Source organism: Streptomyces sp. NPDC003284, assembly GCF_053589675.1.
Map to the genome: position 1 here is coordinate 15,054 of NZ_JBSFSI010000001.1, position 21,182 is coordinate 36,235.

12 protein-coding genes are annotated in these 21,182 nt (G+C 75.3%); 10 read left to right on the top strand and 2 right to left on the bottom strand.

All coding sequences use genetic code 11. The annotated features are described in order from the left end of the window. The first annotated feature begins 5 nt into the window (after window positions 1-5). The 9 genes from ACWDYF_RS00075 (at window position 6) to ACWDYF_RS00115 (ending at window position 17,579) form a co-directional block, all read left to right on the top strand. On the top strand, window positions 6-509 hold the full coding sequence (locus tag ACWDYF_RS00075; RefSeq protein ID WP_234029438.1) for a Pycsar system effector family protein: 504 nt from the start codon (window positions 6-8) through the stop codon (window positions 507-509). Between the two features lie 104 nt (window positions 510-613). Then, complete coding sequence (locus tag ACWDYF_RS00080; protein WP_389474344.1) at window positions 614-2,860, top strand: choice-of-anchor X domain-containing protein; 2,247 nt, start codon at window positions 614-616, stop codon at window positions 2,858-2,860. Between the two features lie 103 nt (window positions 2,861-2,963). Continuing rightward, complete coding sequence (locus ACWDYF_RS00085) at window positions 2,964-6,875, top strand: tubulin-like doman-containing protein (RefSeq protein WP_389474342.1); 3,912 nt, start codon at window positions 2,964-2,966, stop codon at window positions 6,873-6,875. Then, window positions 6,872-9,625 (top strand): hypothetical protein, encoded by a 2,754-nt coding sequence (locus tag ACWDYF_RS00090; RefSeq protein ID WP_389474340.1) that lies wholly within the window; start codon window positions 6,872-6,874, stop codon window positions 9,623-9,625. The genes ACWDYF_RS00085 and ACWDYF_RS00090 overlap by 4 nt, the downstream gene beginning before the upstream one ends. Continuing rightward, window positions 9,622-11,757, top strand: a complete 2,136-nt coding sequence (locus ACWDYF_RS00095) for a hypothetical protein (RefSeq protein ID WP_389474338.1) — start codon at window positions 9,622-9,624, stop codon at window positions 11,755-11,757. The genes ACWDYF_RS00090 and ACWDYF_RS00095 overlap by 4 nt, the downstream gene beginning before the upstream one ends. Next, window positions 11,754-14,057: a hypothetical protein gene (locus ACWDYF_RS00100; RefSeq protein ID WP_389474336.1), complete on the top strand. Its 2,304-nt coding sequence runs from the start codon at window positions 11,754-11,756 to the stop codon at window positions 14,055-14,057. Before ACWDYF_RS00095 ends, ACWDYF_RS00100 begins: the two co-directional genes overlap by 4 nt. 240 nt (window positions 14,058-14,297) lie before the next feature. Beyond that, window positions 14,298-15,506 carry a ribosome small subunit-dependent GTPase A gene (rsgA, locus tag ACWDYF_RS00105; RefSeq protein ID WP_389474333.1) on the top strand — a complete coding sequence of 403 codons (1,209 nt, stop codon included), beginning with the start codon at window positions 14,298-14,300 and terminating at the stop codon, window positions 15,504-15,506. Between the two features lie 100 nt (window positions 15,507-15,606). Beyond that, window positions 15,607-17,004 (top strand): bifunctional transcriptional activator/DNA repair enzyme AdaA, encoded by a 1,398-nt coding sequence (locus tag ACWDYF_RS00110; protein ID WP_381740345.1) that lies wholly within the window; start codon window positions 15,607-15,609, stop codon window positions 17,002-17,004. Between the two features lie 14 nt (window positions 17,005-17,018). Next, the gene (locus ACWDYF_RS00115; protein ID WP_389474368.1) at window positions 17,019-17,579 is read left to right on the top strand and encodes a methylated-DNA--[protein]-cysteine S-methyltransferase; all 561 of its coding nucleotides are present in this window, start codon (window positions 17,019-17,021) and stop codon (window positions 17,577-17,579) included. A 33-nt stretch (window positions 17,580-17,612) separates the two neighbouring features. Here ACWDYF_RS00115 and ACWDYF_RS00120 read toward each other — a convergent pair whose 3' ends face one another. Together ACWDYF_RS00120 and ACWDYF_RS00125 are read right to left on the bottom strand one after the other, a co-directional pair. Then, the gene (locus ACWDYF_RS00120) at window positions 17,613-17,993 is read right to left on the bottom strand and encodes a PPOX class F420-dependent oxidoreductase (RefSeq protein WP_389474330.1); all 381 of its coding nucleotides are present in this window, start codon (window positions 17,991-17,993) and stop codon (window positions 17,613-17,615) included. A gap of 114 nt (window positions 17,994-18,107) precedes the next feature. Then, entirely contained in the window at window positions 18,108-19,100 is a 993-nt protein-coding gene (locus tag ACWDYF_RS00125) for a helix-turn-helix transcriptional regulator (RefSeq protein WP_018571564.1), read from the bottom strand. A gap of 538 nt (window positions 19,101-19,638) precedes the next feature. On the opposite strand from ACWDYF_RS00125, the gene ACWDYF_RS00130 reads away from it, so the two are divergent. Beyond that, window positions 19,639-21,153 (top strand): protein phosphatase 2C domain-containing protein, encoded by a 1,515-nt coding sequence (locus tag ACWDYF_RS00130; RefSeq protein ID WP_389474327.1) that lies wholly within the window; start codon window positions 19,639-19,641, stop codon window positions 21,151-21,153. The last annotated feature ends 29 nt before the right edge of the window (window positions 21,154-21,182 follow it).

The following is a 21,182-nucleotide window of genomic DNA, read 5'->3' on the forward strand; positions in this document are numbered from 1 at the left end:
TGCCCGTGCCGAACGGGGGTCGGCACAGCCACGACCGGGCGGAGGAGCGCATCGCCGAGCGGCTGCTCGGCACGGTCCGCGAGGACATCGGACGGGCCGACTCGAAAGCCGCCGTCCTGCTGTCCGGGACGCTGGCACTGCCCGCGTTCCTGGTCGGCTGGCACGGCACGCCCGGCTGGCACGGCCCCGCCGACGTGTGGCTCGTGCTCGCCGGGGTGTTCTGGGCCGTCGCGGTCGGCGCGCTGGTCGGCGCGCTGCTGCCGCGCACCGGCACCGTACGCGGCGGGGACGGGGTGACGTACTTCGGAGACCTGGTGGCACCCCGCGACCTCGCGGGACTGTCCGCCCGGGTCGCCGAGGCCGGCCGCGACCCCACCCGATGGCTGCTCGTCCAGGCGGTGGACGTCAGCTCGATCCTGTCCGCCAAGTACCGGGCCATCCGCTGGGGAGTGGGCGCGCTCGCCCCCTCCTCAGCACTGGCACTGGTCTGGGGCCTCGCCTCGCGCTGACGCGCGCGGCGGGGCCCGCACCCGCACCGAAGACAGACACGAACGACGAAACAGGGGACGCCGTGGGAAGAGTCACGGGAAGACGGCAGACAGGCGGGAGCCGGGTGCGCCGCGCCGCGGTCTCGGTGCTGGGCGGCACCGCGGTGCTCATGTCGCTGCTGGCACCTGCCGGCCGGGACCCGGTGCCGGCGGCGGACGCCGTCCCGGCGTTCCCGGCCGTCAACTACGCCGTGGCCGTGGACGAGTCGGCCAGCCTCGCCGCCGACGACCTGAAGGCCGAGAAGGCCGCCGCCGCGCGCATCGCGCTCGGTGACGTCTCCTCCGACTCGCACGTCACGGTCTACGGGTTCGCCGCCGCCGAGTCCGCCGACCAGCGCGCCGTGGACCCGGTCTGCCCGCGCACCGGCCTGGACGCGGCGGGCCGCGAGAGCATCGACGCCTGTGTGGGCAAGCTGCGCGCACGCAAGAAGGACGAGGGCACCGGCACCGACTTCCCGAGCGCGATACGCCAGGGCGTGCACGACCTCACCGACGGCACCGACCCGGCCCAGCCCCGCGTGCTGTTCCTGCTCACCGACGGGAAGCTGGACGTCACCGGCAGCCCCGCCTACGGCGACCCCGCCCACCGCACCGCCGAGGGCGAGCGCCAGCTCAAGCAGGAACTGGCGAACGCCGCCGCCCACGGCGTGCAGGTCTGGCCGCTCGGCTTCGGACCCGACCCGGACAGGCAGCAGCTCGACCGGATGGCCGCCGGCGGCTACCAGAAGGGCTGCGTCGCCCTGCCCTCCGCCGCGCCCAAGGCGCACAAGGTGTCGGGCGCCAAGGACATCGGCGCCACCCTGGAGGAGATCTTCGCCGCCGCGCACTGCCTGCGCCACGAACAGGGCCCCAGCAAACGGCCGCCCGCCACCCTGGAGATCGGCATCTCCCCGCTGGCGACCGTGGGCAGCATCGTCGTCGACAAGGGCGACCCCGCCGTCCGGATCACCTACTTCGACCCGCGGGGCCACAAGGTGCCCACCCACGGCACCTACGAGAACTCCGCCCTCGAACTCGCCGGCGGCTCGGGGCCGGTGGAGGCCCTCAAGATCGTCGACCCGCTGCCCGGCACCTGGAAGGTCAAGGCCGAGGCACCCGAGGGGCACCGCTCCCTGCCCGTCGCCGTCAGCGTGCTGTGGCAGGGCGAACTGCGCGGCGCCCTCACCGCCGACCCGCCCTCGCCGCAGACCGGCGACAAGGTCACCGTCACCATGCGCCTCCAGACCCGCGAGGGCTACGAGATCAAGGACCCGCGCGACTACGCCGGTCTGCGCGTGGCCGGTGAACTGACCGGAACCGGCATCACCGCGCTGCCGCTGCGCCTGGCCGACGACGGCACCGCACCCGACCGCACCGCGGGCGACGGCGACTTCACCGGCACCGTGCAGATCCCCGCCGCGGCCCGCGGGACCCTGAAGGTGAGCGCCACCCTCACCGCCTCCGGGCTCAAGGCCGACACCCGTGACCTGGGCGTCGACGTGGCGCCCGGCGCACCGCCCGTCACCGCCGCGCTCGACCTGCCCGCCGCCGACACCCACCCCGGCGCCACCGTCACCGGCACCCTCGCCGTCCACAACACCACCTCCACCGCGCACACCCTGCGCCTGACCACCGCCGACGTCCGCACCGGGCTGCTCACCCTCAGCCCCGCGCAGCTCACCCTCAAGCCCGGCGAGTCCGGCACCCGCGAGGTCAGCGTCGAGGTGGCCCCGGCGAGCGTCTTCGGCAACCGCCTCGGCGACGGACTGAGCCTCGCCGCCACCGTCCGGGTCACCGACACCACCGACGGCGACCGCGCTCTCGTGGCGTCCCCGCTGTCCCTGCGGGTGACCCCCGAACCCGGCATCTGGGACCGGTTCTGGTGGGCGTTCGTCGGCGCGGCCGTCGCCCTCGTGGTCGCCGCCGCCCTCGTCGCCGCCTGGATCGGGCTGCGCCGCCGCCGCCGCGACCCGTACGGCCTCAGGCTGCGCCTGGTCTCCGAGGACGGCGACGTGCTGAGCGAGCACAAGGCCGGGCACGGCAACAAGAAGCAGTGGTACGAGTTCGCCGTCGCCGAGGCGCACCGCAGCCCCCGCCTGGAGAAGCGCTCCCACGGCCCGTACGCCGTCCGGCGCAACCCCGAGGGCGGAGCGGTCCTGCGCACCCAGGGCGGCCGGACCCCGCTGCGGGCCGGGGGCCGCGTCGCGCTCACCGATCTGCTCCATCTGGAACTGGCCGAGGACACCCCCTCGGGCGGCAGACCGTCCCGGTCCGCCACCGTCCCCGCCCCCGACGGCGGCAGCGGCGGCGGCGCCTACGAGGACTACCTGTGAGCGTCCGGCGCGCGGCGGACACCGCGGCCGCCGCGCCGCACGCCATCCACGAACGCACCGAGCACGAACCGCGGCCGGCCCGGCCGCGAGCGGGGAGGAAACCATGAAGATCTTCCAGCCGATGCTCTTCGTCGGCCTGGGCGGCACCGGCGGACTGGTCGGCGCCGAACTGGAACGCCGGCTCCGCGTCGAACTGTGCGGCCCCGACGGCATGGCGCTCAGCCGGCTCAGCGGCCACGCCCCCTTCCAACTGCCCGACTGCCTCCAGTTCGTGTACGCCGACTACAGCGAGTCGGACCTCCAGCGACTGCCGCAGTTCAATGTCGACCCGTCGCTGCGCGCCGCCTACTCCCGCACCTCACGGGCCACCCACAACCTGCTGCCCAACTTCGACAGCTCGCCCGAGGTGACCAAGATGCTCCGGGCCAGCCTGCGCGAGGAGGTGGCCGGCTGGCTCCCGCCGATCATCGGCGAACCCGAGGTCACCCCGCTGCACAACGGCGCCGGCCAACTGCCCACCGTGGGCCGCGCCGCCCTCTTCGCCACCCTGCGCCACAGCCTCGCCCCGGTCCTCGAACCCCTGCTCCAGGCGATCGACGCCATGGCCAAGGCGGCGGGCGACCTCAGCGAGCTGGGCGGCGGCAAGGTCAACGGCTGTGACGTCTTCGTCGCCTTCTCGGTGGCCGGCGGCACCGGCGCCGGGATCTTCCTCGACTACCTCCACCTCATCAACTACGCCTTCCAGCTACGCCGCTTCGACGGCGTGAAGATCTACCCGCTCGTGGTGATGCCGTCCTCGTTCTCCGCCGCCACCGGCGGCGGCCGCGAGGCCGAACTCAACGCCGCCCGCGCCCTGGTCGACCTGTTCCGCCTGGTGGACCAGCAGAACGCGCCGAGCGAACGCGCCGAGATCGGCGACCTCGACCACGAGGCCAAGTTCGGCATCCGCTACCCGGGCACCACGCCGATCCGGCTGCGCACCGGCATCCTGCCCACCGCGTTCCTCTTCAGCCCCACCGCCGGGATCCGCGCCGACGACCTGCGCCGCTCCATCGTCTCCCTGGTGATGTCGCTGATCGGCACCGAACTGGGCGACGGCCGCGGCACCCAGGGCCGCAAGATGGCCACCGACGACGACTACCAGACCTTCGCCGCCAGCTTCATCAACCGCGGTGTGGCCCGCAGTTCCATCTCACCCACCGGCATCGGCAGGCGGGGCGTGTCCACCAGCCTGGTCGCCGCCATGACCGCCCCCATGGACCAGCTCGCCGACCTCGTGGCCGGACGCATGCTGCGCGAGGCCGTCACGCACCTGGTGGAACGCCCGCGCGTCGAACTGCGCGAGGGCGCCGCCCCGATGATCCGCCGGCTCTTCGCGGACTCCCACCTCGAAGAGCTGTGGGAACGACGCCAGTTGCCCGTGCCCGAACCCGAACCGCTGCCCCGCGGCGGCCGGAACATAGAACAGGCCCTCGGCCAGCGCGTCGCCGACATGCAGGCCCTGCTGTCCGACCTGCGCGCCGAGGCCGGCCGGCAGGCCGCCGTGATGGCCGACCGCTTCTCCCCGCGCCCCGCCATCGACAAACTCCTCCAGAGCGCCGACCCGTTCCTCGTCGAACGCGTCGTCAGGGGCGTGCCCGACAGCGACGAGCAGATCACCCGGCTCGGCTTCCTCGGCATGCTGGACAACCGCGCCCGCGCCCCGCAGCGCCCGCCGGGCGTCACCGAGCAACCCCCCAAGATCCCGCGCATCAAGGGCCAGTTGGGCGGACTCGCGCCCGCGCGCTGGGGCGACGACGACGTACAGGCCGCCCTCCAGGAGCAGAACACCTGGTACCAGTGGCGCTGCCGCTCCATCTGGCACGAGGCCTGGCGCGACCAGCAGCAGCACTGGCAGCCGCAGGCCGACGTGGCGGGCGTCGACCTCGACCGCCTGGTCCGGGCCTTCCGGCGGCACAGCGACCAGGAGCCCAAGGCGGCCCAGCAGAAGGGCCGCGAACTCTACGACGACCGCACCGGCATCTCCTACCTGCTGCCGCCGCAGCGCAACCTCAACCACTTCTACGACGACGTGGTCGACCGGCTGCTGCGCCGCGAGGGACTGCGCGATCAGGACCACGTCTCCACGCTGCTGCTCAAGCTGATCGACGGCGACACCTGGCGCCAGGTGCACACCGTCAGCCGCCGCGACCCGGAGGGCGCCGTCGCCCGGATCAAGAGCCAGCTGGAGGGCCGGGTCACCCGGCTGTTCGCCGAGAGCGGCACCCATCTGGAGGAACGTCCGCTGCTCCCGGCCATGGGCACCCTGCTGGCCGCGGCGGCGGGCGACACCGACGCCCGCGACCAGGTCAGCAAGGACGCGCTCGACATGTTCGGCCGCAAGCTGGCCGGGCTGCTGCCGGTGGGCTTCGCCCCGGAGGGCACCGGACCGCTGCGGGTCCTGGTCACCCACCCCCGGGTGACGGCCGTGGACGAGGTGCAGGAGTTCCTCGGCAAGACGCTGCGGCTGCCCTCGGACGCCAAGAACTCCGTGGAGTACCGGGGCGTGGAGAGCGACTCCGTCACCGTCGTCCTCTTCCGCAGCGAGATGAGCCTCACCCAGGTGCCCGAGGCCCGCAAGGTGCTGCGCCAGTGGGCCCGCGCCAAGGAGAACGAGCAGGCCCAGGACGTCCTGCGGTGGCGCCAGCGGCTCGGCTTCCGCGACACCTGGATGGTCAGCGCCGAGGAGGACCGGCGCACCATCCTGCACCGGCTGCTGTGCTGCCTGTGGAACGGCCAGGTCGACGTACTGGAGGGGGAACCGGCCTCGCCACAGCGGGTCAGGCTGCGCCTGTTCCCCGAGAAGGCCCCGGACGTGCCCGGCGTCCGGCTGCGCCTCGGCGACTTCCCCGGCGGCGTGTCGAGCTGGGCGGAACTGCTGCGCTCCTACGAGCGCTGGACCGTCCTGGACGACGAGTCGACCGTGGAGGACTACTGCCGCGAGCTGATGGGCGCCCAGCCGCTCGGCCTGGCCCGCACGGGCAGCGAACCCCACCCCCTCTTCGTCGACCTGGTCGAGAAGATCGCCCCGCGCCAGCTCGAACTGCTGGCGGACCGCCGTGAGCGCGGCGGCGAACGCGTCGAGGGCTGGGTGCGGCCGCTCTGGGAGTTCTGGGCGGAGACCCTTCCGGCCGCCCTGGACAAGGAGTTCGGCGACCAGCGCGCCGTCCAGCCGACCCTGCGCACCCTGCTGGAGCACGTACGCGGCGGGCTGCCCGCCCGCTCCCGCCAGGACCGGGACGCCCTCCCCGCGCCGCGCCGCGCGGTGCCCGAGGACGACGACTTCGGCACGGCACCCGTCACCCGGCGCGCCGAGCGCGAGGAAGCCGTCGGAGACACCTGGGAAGCCCGGGACACCCGGAACACCCGGGACGTGTGGGCCGAACCGACCGACGACTACGGCACCGCGGGCCGCGACGGCGGCGGCCCCCGCGCCGCACACCGCGACCCGGCGCCGGTCCGCGAGGACCGGTACGAGGGCGACCGGTACGAGAGTGACCGGTACGCCTCCGACCGGCGCCGCGACGAGCGGGACGACCGCGCCCGCAGCACGCACGGTGCGTACGGCACGCACGACACGTACGAACGGCGCGGCAGCGAGGACGAACGGCGCCGCGGAGAGTACGACCCGCCCGAGAGCGGCGACCGCGACCGGAGCGGCGACCGCCTCTCCTTCGGCAAACCCGAGACCGGTACCCGCCGCCCCGCCGAGGACGACCGGCGCACCGACGACCGCCCCGAGGGCGGGTACCGCACCGACGACCGCCGCACGGACGACCGCCGTGCGGACGAGTACCGCACTGACGAGTACCGCACGGACGACCGCCGCCGGGACCGGGACGATCCCGCAGACGCGGATGTCCGTCTCCGCCGGGCGCCGTGGGACGAACCCGCCGACCCGGGGGCGTACGCCGACGACGGGGACCGGGCCCGCGACCGTGGCCGCCCCAACCCCTGGGACGGTGACGCCCAGTGAGCACTCCTGGCACCTCCGGCGTCCCCGAGGACCCGTGCGAGATCATCCACCTGGACCTGCGCGCCGGGGCCGCCGAACTGGACAACGCGGCGGCGCTGCGGGCCCGGGTCGCCCGGCAGCTGGGCCGGGCCGGACGGCCGGAACCCGACAGCCCCAGATTCCTGGTGGTCGACACCCCGGCCGGACTCATCGACCACCAGAAGCAGTACAAGCTGCTCGTCGGCTATCCGGCCGTGGGCGAGGTCAGCCTGCTGGTGCTGCTGGTGGGCAGCGCCCCGGGCTCGTACGCCCGTGACGACGAGGCGTTCCAGCCCGACCGCCGACTGCGCCGGCCGGCCGCGCTGCGCTCCCCGAACACCGGCCTGCTCTGGGCCGGTGACCTGCGCTCCGCCCGCACCGCGCTGGAACACCCCGCGCCGGACGACCCGGAGGCCCTCGCGGTCCTGGTGGACGTGCTGTCGGTGCCGGACCTCTACGACGAGGTGCTGGAGAGGATCCACTCGCTGCCCGAGGCCGCCGCCGCGCCCGGCGTACGGCTGCTGGAGCAGGACCTGCCGCCGGAGGTGCGCGACCGGGCCTGGCGCGCCGCGCTCACCCGGTTCGCGGGCGAGGACACCGAACTGCCCACGGACGTCATGGCGGCCGCCTCCTCCGGCGTCGACCTGCCCGTGGCGCTGCGCGACCTGGTCACGGCCCGGGGCGGCCGGGACCAGCCGCACCGGACCCGCGGCGGGGTCGCCGACGAGGCGCACCGCGCCTGCGCGGACGCCCTCGACCACGCCGAGGAGGCCCTGGCCGGGCTGGGGAGCGTCCCCGGACTGCTGCGGCCCGCGCGCCGCGCCTCCTTCGAGGCCGACGTCGAACAGGCGCGCCAGGCCCTCGGCGAGTACCGCGAGCTGGTGGACACGGCCCTGCGCAGCGGCGGCGGGTCGGCGCGGTCCACCGCCGACTCCACCGCCCGGTTCGCCGCCCTCGGCCTGCGGGTGCCGGCCGCGCGGGGCGCCGCCGAACAGGCCGACCAGGCGCGCCAGGCCATCGGCGCGGGCCTGAAGGACTTCGCGGTCAGACTGCTGGAGCAGGGCTTCTCCCTGCGCGCGGTGGCGCAGCGCTTCACCGGCCTGGCCGGACGCGTGGAGCCGCTGCCGGGTTCGGCGCTGCTGCCGAAGCTCGCCGCCCTTCCACAGCCGCCGGGCCGGCCCCCAGGTGACCCGTCCGGGGCCGCCGCGGCCATCCCCGTACCGCCCCTGGCCGGTCTCGCCGCCGCCGGGGCCGGGGTGCTCGGCGCCCTGTGGTGCTGGCCGTTCCTCCCGCTGGCGCTGGCCGTACCGGCGCTGTTCGCCGCCGTGGCGGCGCTCGGCACGTCCCGGCTGCGGGGCTCGGGCCGCCGTGGCCGCTGGGCCGTGGCGCCCCGGGTCGCGGCGCTCGGCGGCGCGGTGGCCGCCGCGGGCGCGGCGTACGCGACCGAGCCGCCGGTCTGGCTGGGCACCATCGGGCTGCTGCTGGGGCTCGCCCTCGCGGCGGAGACGGCGCGCAGGCTGTGGCGGGCGGCGGCCGACGCCTGGGGCCCCGGCCGGGTGACCGCCGTACTGCGGCGCTCCCTGGACAGCCTCGACGCGCTGCTGGCGGAGGCGGTCCGTGAGCACTGGGCCGTCGAGGAGCGCCTGTACTGCGCGGACGCGGCCCGGTCCGTGGCCGGGGTGCTGCGGGCGACGGCCGCCGCCGCCGAGACCGAGGCCGAGGCACGGCCCGACGAGCGGCGCGCCCCGGACGGCGGCGCCACGCGCACCACCGGCGACGTGGCCGCCGAGGACGGCTGGATCGACGAGCCCTCCACGCTGAAGGACACCGGCGGGTACGACGACGAGGAAGCCGACTGGACGCGCATGTACGCCGCCGGGAGCGACCCCTTCGACGACCCCGAGGGGGAACCGGCGGCGGACGGCTCAGGGGACGCGGGCCCGGCGGACGGCCGGGCCGGGGAGGCGCGAGCCCCGCAGGACACCGAAGCGGCACCGCGCTGGCTGGACCGGGAGAACGGCGAGGGCGGCCCCGACCTGGTCACCACCCTGGCCGGGGACCTGACGGACGCCGCCCTGGAGGCGCTGGCCCCCTACTGGGGCTCGGTCACGCACGACCAGGGCGGCACCTCCGCCGTCGGCCGCACCGAGGAACGGGTCCGGCTGCTGCTGTCCGCGGCCCGGTACCACCTCGGCCGCAACGGCGTCCTGGCCGCGCCGCCGTTCGCCGCGCCGCGCCGGGCCCGCCCCGGTTCGGCCGGGCTGCTCGGCACCGACCCGTACCGGCCCGCGCGGCTGGTCGGCGCGGAGGCGGACCGGCAGGCCGTGGTCCAGCTGTCCTCGCCCGAGCAGGGCGCCCTGCTCAACCGGGACCCGGGGGCGGGGGTGTGGATCAGGTTCGCGCCGCGGGCGGTGCGCACCGAGATCGAGCGGGCCTGGGAGGCGGACGGCTCCGGCCAGCCCGTGAACGTGCTGTGGACGTCGTCGGGACGGTACGCCGGCCTGGTCCGGCTGACCCCGCTGCGGGCGGACGTGGTGGACAGCGTCCGCTCCCAGCACGGCACGCCCGAACCGTACGGGACACGGCCGTCGTACGAGGCGGAGTCGTCGTACGAGCACGATGGCGGCCAGTACGGCACCGGCGGGTACGGCGGCGAGTACGGCACCGGCGAGTACGGGACCGGCGGGTACGGCACCGACGGGTACGGGTACGAAGGAGAGGACCGCCGGTGACGAGCACCACGCGCCCCACCGGAGCGGGACAGGGCGGGCCGCCGCCCGTGAAGCTCGCGTTCACCACCCCCGAGGGGCGGCGCCGCAGCACTCCCGCCCGCTTCGGCCCCGAGGCCCGCCGGGACCGGCTGCTGCCCCCGCTGATCCGCAACTGCATCCTGGACGACAGGGCGGAGCGGTGCGTCCAGGTGCGCCTGGCCGCCCCCGGCGCCGCCAACCCGGCCACCCGCACCCTGCTGGAGAACGAGACCGGCACCGCGCTGCACCTGCACCGCGCGTTCGCCGGGACCGGCTGCGAATCGCTGTTCCCCCAGGTCGTCGGGTACGAACTGGACACGGCGGAGCCCTTCCTGCTGTACGCCCCGCCGCGCGGGAAACGCGTGGCGCTGACCCAGGTGATCCCCGCGAGCGAACAGCAGGACTTCACCAGGGCCCTGATGCGGGCCCTGGTCCTGCTGGACGGGCAGGGCCTGGTGCCGCGCGGGATCTCTCCGGAGACGGTCCTGTGGAACAGCCGCGAACTCCAGCTCTGGGGCCTGGACGCGGTCGAACGGGCGGGACGGCAGCGGGCCCCGTGGGGCGCGGCACCGTACGCCTCGCCCGAACAGCGCCTCGGCGAGGGCACGGTGGACTCGCGGGACGCGGTGTGGAGCGCGGCACAGCTGCTCTACCGGCTGGTGACCGGACGGGACGGACCGGCCGAGGGGCCGCCCGCCGACCTCGGCGAACACCGGGTGCTCGACAGGACGTTCCGCGCCGCCTTCGCCCCGCGCGCGGGCGGCCGGCCGACACCCGCGCAGGTGCTCGACGTGCTGCGGCCGGGAGAGGTCGACCGCCTCCGGCTCCTCGTGCCCGCCGACGAGACACGCCCGCACCGGGAGGCGTTCGAGGAGGCGCTGCGCCTCAAGCGGCAGGCCCCGCTCGCCCGCCCCCACGAGGACAGCGGCCCGGACGCCGGGCGCGGCACCGGCGAAGTCCTGTGCCCCTACTGCCTCCAGACCATCCAGCTCGACCTGACCAAGCTGTTCGTGGCCGACAACAAGATGCAGTACCGCAAGCCGCTGGACGTCTCCGGCATCACCAACCCGGTCGTGCGCGACGACATCATGCGCGGCGCGGTCCAGAAGTGCACGGCCGACCAGGACTTCCCCGAACACGTCATCCCGGTCCCGTACCTGATGAACGGCCGGCCGCTGACCGTCGCGATGGTCGGGCAGTCCTCGACCGGCAAGAGCCATCTGCTCACCCAGATGATCGCCGCGATCACCGACGGCGGCCTGGAGCCGTTCGGCCTGACCTGGCAGTCGGTCAACCCGGAACAGCACGCCCGCTTCGTCCGCGAACGCGTGCAGCCGCTGCGCAACGGCAACGTGCTGGACCACACCGCAGCCCTCGGCCTGGACGACTTCGCCCGCTTCGTGGAGTCCCTGCTGATCACCGACGCCCGCGGCCAGGTGCGTCCCGTCGCCTTCTTCGACCTCGGCGGCGAGGACCTGGTGCGGACCGACTCGGCCCTGCGGTTCCTGCTCGGCGTCGACGCCCTGGTCTTCGTCGTGGACCCGGCACTGGCGCTGCCGCTGCCCACGCTGGACCACGCCAGGCAGCGCTGGGGGGTGGAGGTGAACCGCGACGGCGACCTCGCCTTCGGCACCGTCCTGGACCGGCTGCCGAAGAACGGCCCGTACCTCGACGTCCCGGCCGCCATGGTGCTCGGCAAGGCCGACCTGCTGCGGTTCCAGCCGCCCGTCGACCGCTGGCTGACCCGCCCGCCCGCCACCGCCCTGGACCCCGCGCTGGTCCGCGCGGAGAGCCGGGACGTGCACAGCCTGCTGCGCCGGTACGCGGGCCAGGCGTGGCTGCGGCCCTTCGACACGATGCGCCGCTGCACCCTGCACATCGCCTCCGCCACCGGCGGCCAGGAGGACCGCGGCCGCTACCCGGCGGGCACGGGACCCCGGCGGGTGCTGGAACCGCTGCTCGCGCTGCTGGCGATGCACGGGCTGATCGAGGTGCCCGGGGGCGCGGAGGCGCTCGCGGTGGGGGAGACACCCGGGTTCGAGACCGTACCCGGGCAGCGGCGGAGAGCACGATCCGCGGGAGCCGGAGGACCGGCCGGAGGGGACGATCAGTGAGCGACTTCCAGGACCGGGACCCGGTGCACCAGGTCGTCTTCCGCTGGGACGGCAATCATGGACGGCAGGGCACCGGCATGAACGCCGTCGCCCGTTCCTGCTCACCCGAGCGGGCCGCCGAACTGGGCCGTGAACTGGGCCCGCTGCTGTGGATGTCCGGCGCGGCGGCCCGCCCGAGCGTCGTCCGCACCGTGTCCAGCGACGGGCACGTCATGCTTGTCCAGCGCTGGCCCACCACCGACCCGGGCGGCCGGCCCAGCACGGTCAGCCATGTCCTGGTCGGTCCGCCCGGCACCCTCAAGACCCGCCAGTGCCTGGGCCTCGCCCACGGCGGCTGGAGCACCCGGGAACAGGCCGAGCGGGCCTCGGGACACAAGTCGGTGGTCGACGCCGCCGAACTCAACGACCTGGCCATTGCCCGGCTGCCCGACATGCTGGGCGGGCTGCCCGAGGTCCGGCACGCGCTCACCCAGATCACGGCGGAGCTGCTGCGCGATCCCACCCAGCGGGTCTCGCTGCTCCTGGAGGAGCGCACGCCCATCGCCTGGCCGGACCGGGCCGCCGTGCCGCTGGTCTATCTCGGCCTGTTCCTGCTCTTCGGCTCCTGGCTCGGCCACGAGTGGACGTTCGCCACGTACGACACCACGGACACCCACCCGCTGCGGCTGACCGCCGTACCGCGCTGGGAAACCGACACCGGCGGCTCGGGCCCGCTGGCCCGGGTCATGGGCCGCAGGCCGGATGACCCCCACTTCGGCCACGAGGCCGCCGCCCAACTGGTCAAGTACCTCCTCGCCCACCCGGAAGGCCCCCCGGGCGTCCCCCACCTGCTCGACGACCTCCCCGACGGCCGCTCCCTGGACTGGCCCCTCCGCAGAGCCCACCTCCGGGACATCCTGGACTCGCGGCTCGTGGCCCCCCGCCCCGCGCCCCGGTCCGGCCTCCTCGGCGGCGAACGCCCCGAGGAGGCCGCCCGGCCCCGCCCGGCCGAATGGCCCGAAGGCTTCGAACGCCCGGAGCGCCGGGAGCGCTCCGACCGGTCCGTCCCTCCCGCACGGCTCGACCCACGCGAACCGGACGCCCGGACCGAGAGGAACGCCCGGGACGACAGAGACGAGAGGGACGGCAGGGACGAGAGGGACGGCAGGGGCGACAGGAGCGGCGGGACCGGACGGGTTCCCCGAGACGGCGCGATCGGCGAGGCCGACCGGCCCGCCCCGGCCGCCCCGACCGCCCCGGCCGGTCCTGCTGCCGAGCCGGACCGGTTCGGCCGTACCGGCTGGGTCGGTGGGCGCGCGCCCACGGCACTGCCGGGGCAAGCCGGGCCCGGTCCGGCCGGGCCCGGACCGGCAAGGCCAGGACCGACGGGTTCCGGTCCCGCCGGGCACCCGGGATCCGCACCGCCGCCGCCGTCGTCGCCCCCGCCACCCCCGCTTCCCACCCGTCCGCCCGGACAGACGGCGGCCGGACACTTTGAGGCCCACCCCCCGGCCTCGTACCACCCGACGTACCCTCCGGGCCCCGCACCCGCACCCGCACCCGCGCCCGCACCGGGATCCGCCGCCACCCGGCCGCCCGTGCCCGGGGACGGCCCGGCGCCGGGCGGAGCGGGCGTCCCGGCCGCCCGGGGGGCCTCCTACCTCAGCCAGGTGCTGCGCGATCGCCGGCCCGGTGATGATCAGTGGCGCGACACCCTGGCGTCGGCCCTGAGGGAGCAGCCCGACGAGTTCCTGCTGGACGAACTGCGCTTCGGGGAGCTTCCGCAGAGTTCCCTGGGACTGCTGCTGACCGAGCTGGGCAAGCCCAGGCGTTGGAAGAAGCGCCGCGAGGAGATGCACCACCAACTGTGCGTGGAGGCGCTGGACAAGAACCTGTACTTCGGACCGCAGGGCCCGGGGGCCGAGGAGATCTCCCTGGTGGAGATGACCGAGCGGGCGGTGGCGGTGTTCCACTGGGCCGTCGCCCCATGGGCCAGGGACGTGCGCTACTTCCAGGATCTCCAGCGGCTGCTGCACACAATGGACCACGCCCAGGGGATCGCCTTGGGCAACTGGCTCAGCGGTGCGTTCCTCAAGCCGAGGGGCCATCCGGTGCCCGACCTGCCGCCCGCTCTGTGGCAGCAGGTCCTGGGCGATGTGCTCCAGCGTGACAGCCCCGCCGGTACGCAAGCGGGGCTGCCGTCGCGGGAGACCGAAGGAGGAGCCGCGCCCCCGTCGCGGCTGGCCAGTTGGGTGCTGTGGGCCATCGCGGGCACGTTCGCCGCGTTCATCGGGCTGGTGGTCCTGCTGGCCGTCGGCTGAGGGAAATCCCGTGGCGCGGGGGAGGAACGAGTCCCTAGGGTGAGGGACGCAACGGGCGGTGGCCATCGGCTGCCGCCCCTGTCGACCGGACCGATACCAGGAGGTGTGACCCATGGCTGTCTCCGTGATGGGCGCTGCCCGCAACCACCAGAGCATCCACTGCATCTCCGCGGTCTCCGGCTGACCTTTCTCCTCGCGCGCATCCGCGCGAGGCCGGGGCCGCCCTGTGAAGGGTTCCCCTTGTCTCTCCATTCTTCTTCTTCGCCTTCTTCTTCGTCTTCTGCTTCTTCTTCGTCTTCTGCTTCTTCTTCCGCCAGTTCTTCCTCCGCGTCTTCTTCCTCCTCCGCTCCCTCCTCCGCTCCCTCCTCCGCGGGAGAGGCGGCGCTCGTCCGCTACGGCTGGGACGAGGGCTGGGCGGCGGAGTTCGGCCCGTACGCCGAGCAGGGGCTGCTCGCCGGGCGGGTGGTGCGGGTCGACCGCGGGCAGTGCGACGTGGTCACCGCGGGCGGTGTGCTGCGCGCGGACACCGCGTTCGTGACGCCGCACGATCCGATGCGGGTCGTGTGCACCGGTGACTGGGTCGCCGTCGAACCCGGCGGCAACCCGCGTTACGTCCGTACGTATCTGCCGCGCCGGACCGCGTTCCTGCGCTCCACCTCCTCCAAGCGGTCCGAGGGGCAGATCCTCGCCGCCAACGTGGACCACGCGATCGTCGCCGTGTCACTGGCCGTCGAGGTGGACCTCGGCCGGATCGAGCGGTTCCTCGCGCTGGCCTGGGAGTCGGGCGCGCAGCCGCTGGTCGTGCTGACCAAGGCGGACCTGGTGCCCGACCCGGTGGCGCTGTCGTACCTCGTCCAGGACGTCGAGACGGCGGCGCCCGGCGTTCCGGTGCTGGCGGTCAGCTCGATGGCGGGGGACGGGCTCGACGCGCTCCTCGCCGCCGTCAGCGGGGGCACGTCCGTGCTGCTGGGGCAGTCCGGGGCGGGCAAGTCGACCCTCGCCAACGCGCTGCTGGGCGAGGAGGTGATGGAGGTGCAGGCCGCCCGCGACATCGACGGCAAGGGCCGGCACACCACGACCACCCGCAATCTGCTCGCCCTGCCCGGTGGCGGCGTACTGATCGACACGCCGGGGCTGCGCGGGGTCGGCCTGTGGGACGCCGAGAGCGGTGTCGGACAGGTGTTCGCCGAGATCGAGGAGCTGGCCGGGGGGTGCCGGTTCCAGGACTGCGCTCATCTCGGCGAGCCGGGCTGCGCGGTGCTGGCCGCCATCGACTCGGGGGAACTGCCCCAGCGGCGGCTGGAGAGCTACCGCAAGCTGATGCGCGAGAACCAGCGGATCGTCGCCAAGACCGACGCGCGGCTGCGGGCGGAGATCCGCCGCGACTGGAAGCGCAAGGGGGCGGAGGGCCGGGCCGCCATGGAGGCCAAGCGCGGGCGCTGGGGATAGCGGGGAGGGGGGCCACGGCAGGGTCCTGTCAGCGGCCGCGAAGCCCGTGTCCGATTCCCGCCAGCCGAGGTCGGCCCGGGGGCGGACACTGGACGGTGTGATGGACGAGGACACCAGGTACGAGGCGGTCCGCAGCCGGGACGGCCGGTTCGACGGAGAGTTCTTCTTCGCCGTCGAGACGACCGGGATCTACTGCCGTCCCAGCTGCCCGGCCGTGACCCCGAAACAGCGCAATGTGCGCTACTACGCCACGGCCGCCGCCGCCCAGGGCGCGGGCTTCCGCGCCTGTCGGCGGTGCCGGCCGGACGCGGTGCCCGGCTCGGCCGCGTGGAACGTACGGGCCGACGTGGTCGGCCGGGCCATGCGGCTGATCGGCGACGGCGTGATCGACCGCGAGGGCGTGGGCGGGCTCGCCGCCCGGCTCGGCTACAGCGCACGGCAGGTGCAGCGCCAGCTCACCGCCGAGCTGGGCGCCGGGCCGGTCGCGCTCGCCCGCGCGCAGCGCGCGCACACCGCGCGCGTGCTGCTCCAGACCACCGGTCTGCCGGTGACCGAGATCGCCTTCGCGGCCGGGTTCGCCAGCGTGCGGCAGTTCAACGACACGATCCGGGAGGTCTACGCCGCGACCCCGAGCGAGCTGCGGGCCGCCGCGCCCCGCACCAGGCACCGGCGGGCGGCCGCGCCCACCGCCGGGATACCGCTGCGGCTCGCCCACCGCGGCCCCTACCAGGCCGGACCCGTCTTCGACCTGCTGAGCCGCGAGGCCGTGCCCGGCGTCGAGGAGATGAGCGGGCGGCCGGGCGGGCGAACGTACCGGCGGACCCTGCGGCTGCCCCACGGCACCGGGATCGTCGCCGTCGACGAGCGCCCCGGCGGACCGCGCACCGCCTCGGGCGCCCACCCGGGCGGCTGGCTGGAGGCCCGGCTGCATCTGACCGACCCGCGCGACCTGACGACGGCCGTGCAGCGGCTGCGGCGGCTGTTCGACCTCGACGCCGATCCGTACGCCGTCGACGAACGGCTCGGCGCCGACCCCCGGCTGGCCCCGCTGGTCGCGGCCAGGCCGGGACTGCGGTCGCCGGGTTCCGCCGACCCCGACGAGACGGCGCTGCGGGCACTGACGGGACCGGAGGCGGCCGGGGAACTGGTGCGGCGCTACGGCAAGGCGCTCGACGCGCCCTGCGGCACGCTGACCCATCTGTTCCCCGAACCCGCCGTGCTCGCGGGCGCCGAGCCCGGGGGCACCCTCGGCGCGCTGGCCGCCGCCCTCGCCGACGGCGCGGTGCGGCTGGATCCCGGCGCCGACCGGGACGAGGCGCACCGGGCGCTGCTCGCCGTGCCCGGCCTGGACGCCGCCACGGCCGCCGCCGTCCGCACCCGCGCCCTCGGCGACCCCGACGTGGCCCCGCCCGGCGCACCGGCCCCCGACCACTGGCGCCCCTGGCGCTCGTACGCACTGCTCCACCTGCGGGTGGCAGACGACTTGGAGACACCGTGACCACCACGACCACCATGACCACCGCGGCCACCGTGACCACCACGGAGACCGTCATCGAGACCCCCGGCGCCCCCCTAGCCGAGGCGGCAGCGACCTACTGGACGCGCTGCGACAGCCCGCTCGGACAACTGCTCCTGACCGCCGACGCGGACGGCGTCCTCACCTCCCTGTCCGTGCCCGGCCAGAAGGGCGGACGCACCGTGCGGGACGGGTGGCGGCACGACGCCGGTCCGTTCCGGGCGGCCGAGGAGCAGCTGCGGGCGTACTTCGCCGGTGAACTCAGGGAGTTCGCCCTGCCGCTGCGCAGCGAGGGCACCGCGTTCCGGGAGCGGGTGTGGGCCGCGCTGGACGCCGTCCCGTACGGCACGACCACGACGTACGGCGAGATCGCCGCGCGGATCGGGGCCTCCCGGGCGGCCGTGCGCGCCGTCGGCGGCGCCATCGGCGCCAATCCGCTGCTCGTGGTGCGCCCCTGCCACCGGGTGATCGGTGCCGGCGGCTCGCTCACCGGGTACGCCGGCGGACTGGACCGCAAGGTGCGGCTGCTCGCGCTGGAGGGCGTACCGCTGCCGTAGGGCGTACCGCCGCCGCGGGCCGGGCCCCCGGGGTCAGCCGTCCCGGCCGTCGTCCAGCCCCCAGCTGTGGATCCACCGCGGACGGACGCGGATCACCTCCTCGCTGAACCGCGGCCCCAGGGTGTGCGGGCCGGTGAGAAGTTCGGCCTCGCCGCGGATGTCCACGCCGCGCACCGTCCAGGGGTCGAGGCTGACGATGTCGTCGACGACCAGGGCGACCTTGGGGTTCTGCCGCAGATTGCGCCACTTCTTCGTCCGGCCCATCGCCTGGCCGCCGATCAGGATGGTGCCGTCGTCCTGCGGGAAGAAGCCGACGGGGTTGGCCTGCGGCTGGCCCCGCGGATCGACGGTGGCCAGCCGCCCCAGCCGCTGGGTCCTCAGATAGGCGCGCTCCGCCTCGGTGAATTCGGTCATGGCAGCAGCCAAGCACCTCGGCAGCGGCCGGTGCACCGCGGCCTCCCCGGTGCGCACGGTGTACGGCGGCGGGCCCGGCCGGACCGCCTGCCGTACGGGCCGCCCGCCGCCGGGTCACATGTCGTGCGGCTCCCGGGCCACCCAGCCGCGTTCGTAGGCGTGCCAGCCCAGTTGCAGCCGGGTGCTCACGCCGGTCAGCTCCATCAGCCGCTTCACCCGCCGCTGCACCGTCCGCAGCCCCAGGTCGAGCTGTTTGGCGACGCTCGCGTCCGTCAGCCCCGCCAGGAGCAGGGACAGCACCTGGAGGTCGGTGGCGTCCGGGGCGTGCGGGCCCTGCTCGACGACACCGGACGCGCCGAGGCGCAGCGGCAGCGCGCCCCGCCACACCGACTCGAACAGCCCCGACAGCAGCTCCAGCAGACCGCTGGAGTGCACGACGAGCGCGGCGGGCTCCGCCATGCGGGAGGTGAGCGGCACCATGGCCAGCGCCCGGTCCGCGACGACCAGTTTGGTCGGCACCTCGTCGACGACCCGCACCCGTTCGTCGCGGCCCAGCGCGGCGGTCAGCTCCGTGATGCCGTGCGGCAGGTCGAGCACCGCGCGCTCGACCACCACCCGGTAGCGCACACCGCGGCCCGCCGCCTGCTCCTCGGCGTCGTTCTCCATCCCGGAGACGACCATCGGATTGCCGGTGACCAGGGCGCACACCTCGTCGGCCGCGCCCAGTTGCAGCTGGAGGAAGCGCTGGGCGACCGCGGAGGCGCCGGTGACCACCTCGATCAGATCGTGCACCGACGGCTCGGCCGCCGCCGCGCGGTACTCCTCGGCGAGCAGCGCGGCGGCCAGCTCCGCCTTCTCCAGCTCGTGCCGCTGCTGGGTGAGCAGGGCGCCGAGCGCCACCCCGGGCGGGGCGGCGACCCAGCGGCCCGGCCGGGCCGAGGACTGGGCCGCGAGCCCGTGCCGCTCCAGACGGCGCAGGGCACGCTCGGTGTCGTGCTCGCCGAGCATCAGCCGCCGGGCGAGGTCGGGCACATCGGCGGCGCCCACGGCCACCAGCGCCCGGTACGCCGACTCGTGCCTCTCGTCCAGCCCTATCGCTGCCAGCATCAGCTGCGGTTCCTCCTCTTCCGGCTCTTCGGGTCCTGTCGCCGGTCATCCGCCGCCGACCGGCGGCGTGCCGCGGTGGCGGGAAACAGCCACGGCGCAAACCCGCCGCCCAACATCATCGCCGTAGCCCCGGTCATCCTGACAAGGTGGCACCACCGAGGAGCCGGTGACGGCGGCTCGTCAGCCGGCCTCGCCGGGGTGGCCCACGCGGGTGGCCTGCGAGGACACGGCCGGCCACTCCGGCGCACGCCTCAGCGCGCACACCGGCGCGCGGCTCGCCGTACGGCGCGGTCCGGCCGTCGCGACCGGCGGCCGCGGACCTCTTGGACGACCGGGTTCCGGCCGTCCGGAACCTGACCCGGATCCGGGTCCACCAGACGTCGCCGGGCGGTTCTCCCGTGGGGGGTGGGACCGCCCGGCGGCACTTTCCGTACATGAGTTCGGTACGTAGCCCGGCAGACCGTTCCGGCCGTCCGCCGGGGCCGGATTTTCCCGATGCCCCGTTTTCCCCCGGCCCGCGCGGTGAACAATCGGGGGCATGAGCCAGCAGGGGGGAAGGCCCACCGGTCATGAGGACGACTGGTGGCGGCAGTTGTACGACGACTCCACCGCGGACACGGGTCCCACGGCCGCGGCCGATTCCCTGGACGACCGTTTCGCCTCGGCGTCCGGGGCGCTGGACCGGGCCGCGGGCCCGGACCCGGACCCGGACGCCTGCCCGGTTCCGGACCCGGAACCGGAACCGGACCCGGAATCAGACCTGTATCTGGACCTGCTCGCGGACGGTCCGCCGACCATGCGCCTGACGGCATCCGGCGGTGGCGCCGTCACCGGATCCCCGGCGGCGGCCCCGCGCCCCGCCGCGGCACCCGCCGGCCCGGAGCCCGGCCCGGCCGCCCAGGAGCCCGGCCCGGCCTCCTGGTGGCAGCGGGCCCCCTGGGAGGCCCCACCGGTCGCGTCCCCGCCCCCACCCGCCGGGCCGCCGGGCCCCGGCCCGGTCGTCGTCGCCCATGTGGGGTCCGGGCCGCCGACCTACGACGCCGAGCCCACCGCGCTCCCGGCCGCCGACCCGGACGCGCTCGACGACCTGGTCCCGGACACGGTGGTGGACGGCGCCCGGTACGGCGCCTGCACGCTGCGCGCCGTCTCGGTCCGCGGCGACTCGCCGCGCTACCGGGGCGAGCCGCGCCGGGACGCGCTGCTCACCGCGCGCTTCGGCGCGGGCGAGCAGGCGCTGATCCTCGTCGCGATGGCCACCGGCGTGCGCGCGCGACCGGGCGCGCACCGCGCGGCGGCCGAGGTGTGCCGGTGGATCGCGCGGGCGGTCGGCCGCAGTCACGTCCGGCTGGCCGAGGACATCCGGGCGGCCCGGCGCGGTGAGCTGAAGTCCGGTCTCCAGCGGCTCACCGACCGCAGCCTGGGCAGACTCCGCGCCCGCGCGGTGGAACAGGGCCTGTCCCCGGAGGAGTACACGGCCACGCTGCGCTGTCTGCTGCTGCCCGCCGACCCGCACTGCCGGACACGGGTCTTCTTCGGGGTGGGCGAGGGCGGCCTCTTCCGGCTGCGGGACGGCGCCTGGCAGGACATCGAGCCCCGTGTCACCGACGAACCGGACCCGTCCGGACAGCCGGGCCCGCACCGACGGCCGCAGCCCCCGCACCCGTCGCAGCCGCCCGAGCCGCCCGAGCCGCCCGAGCCGTCCGTGCCCGCGGAGGCGTCCGGGCAGAGTGCCCCGACCGGCGGCCCGTTCACCCTGGACCTCGGTGTCCCGGCCCCGCAGGACCCGCGGTCCGCGCACGCCGAGGAGTCCCGGCCGCCCCACGCGGAGCCCTTCCGCTTCCACGCCTGGGTAGCCCGGCCGGGTGACACCCTCCTGATGTGCACCGGCGGCCTGGCCGAGCCGCTGCGCGGCGAGGCGGAGGCGGGCGCGTATCTCGCCCGGCGGTGGGCCGGTCCCGCCGTCCCGGGTCTCGCCGCGTTCCTCGCGGACGCCCAGGTGCGGGTCAAGGGCTACGCGGACGACCGCAGCGCGGCCGCCATCTGGGAGGCGTGAGCGGCGGGGCTGTGAATTCATGGACCCAG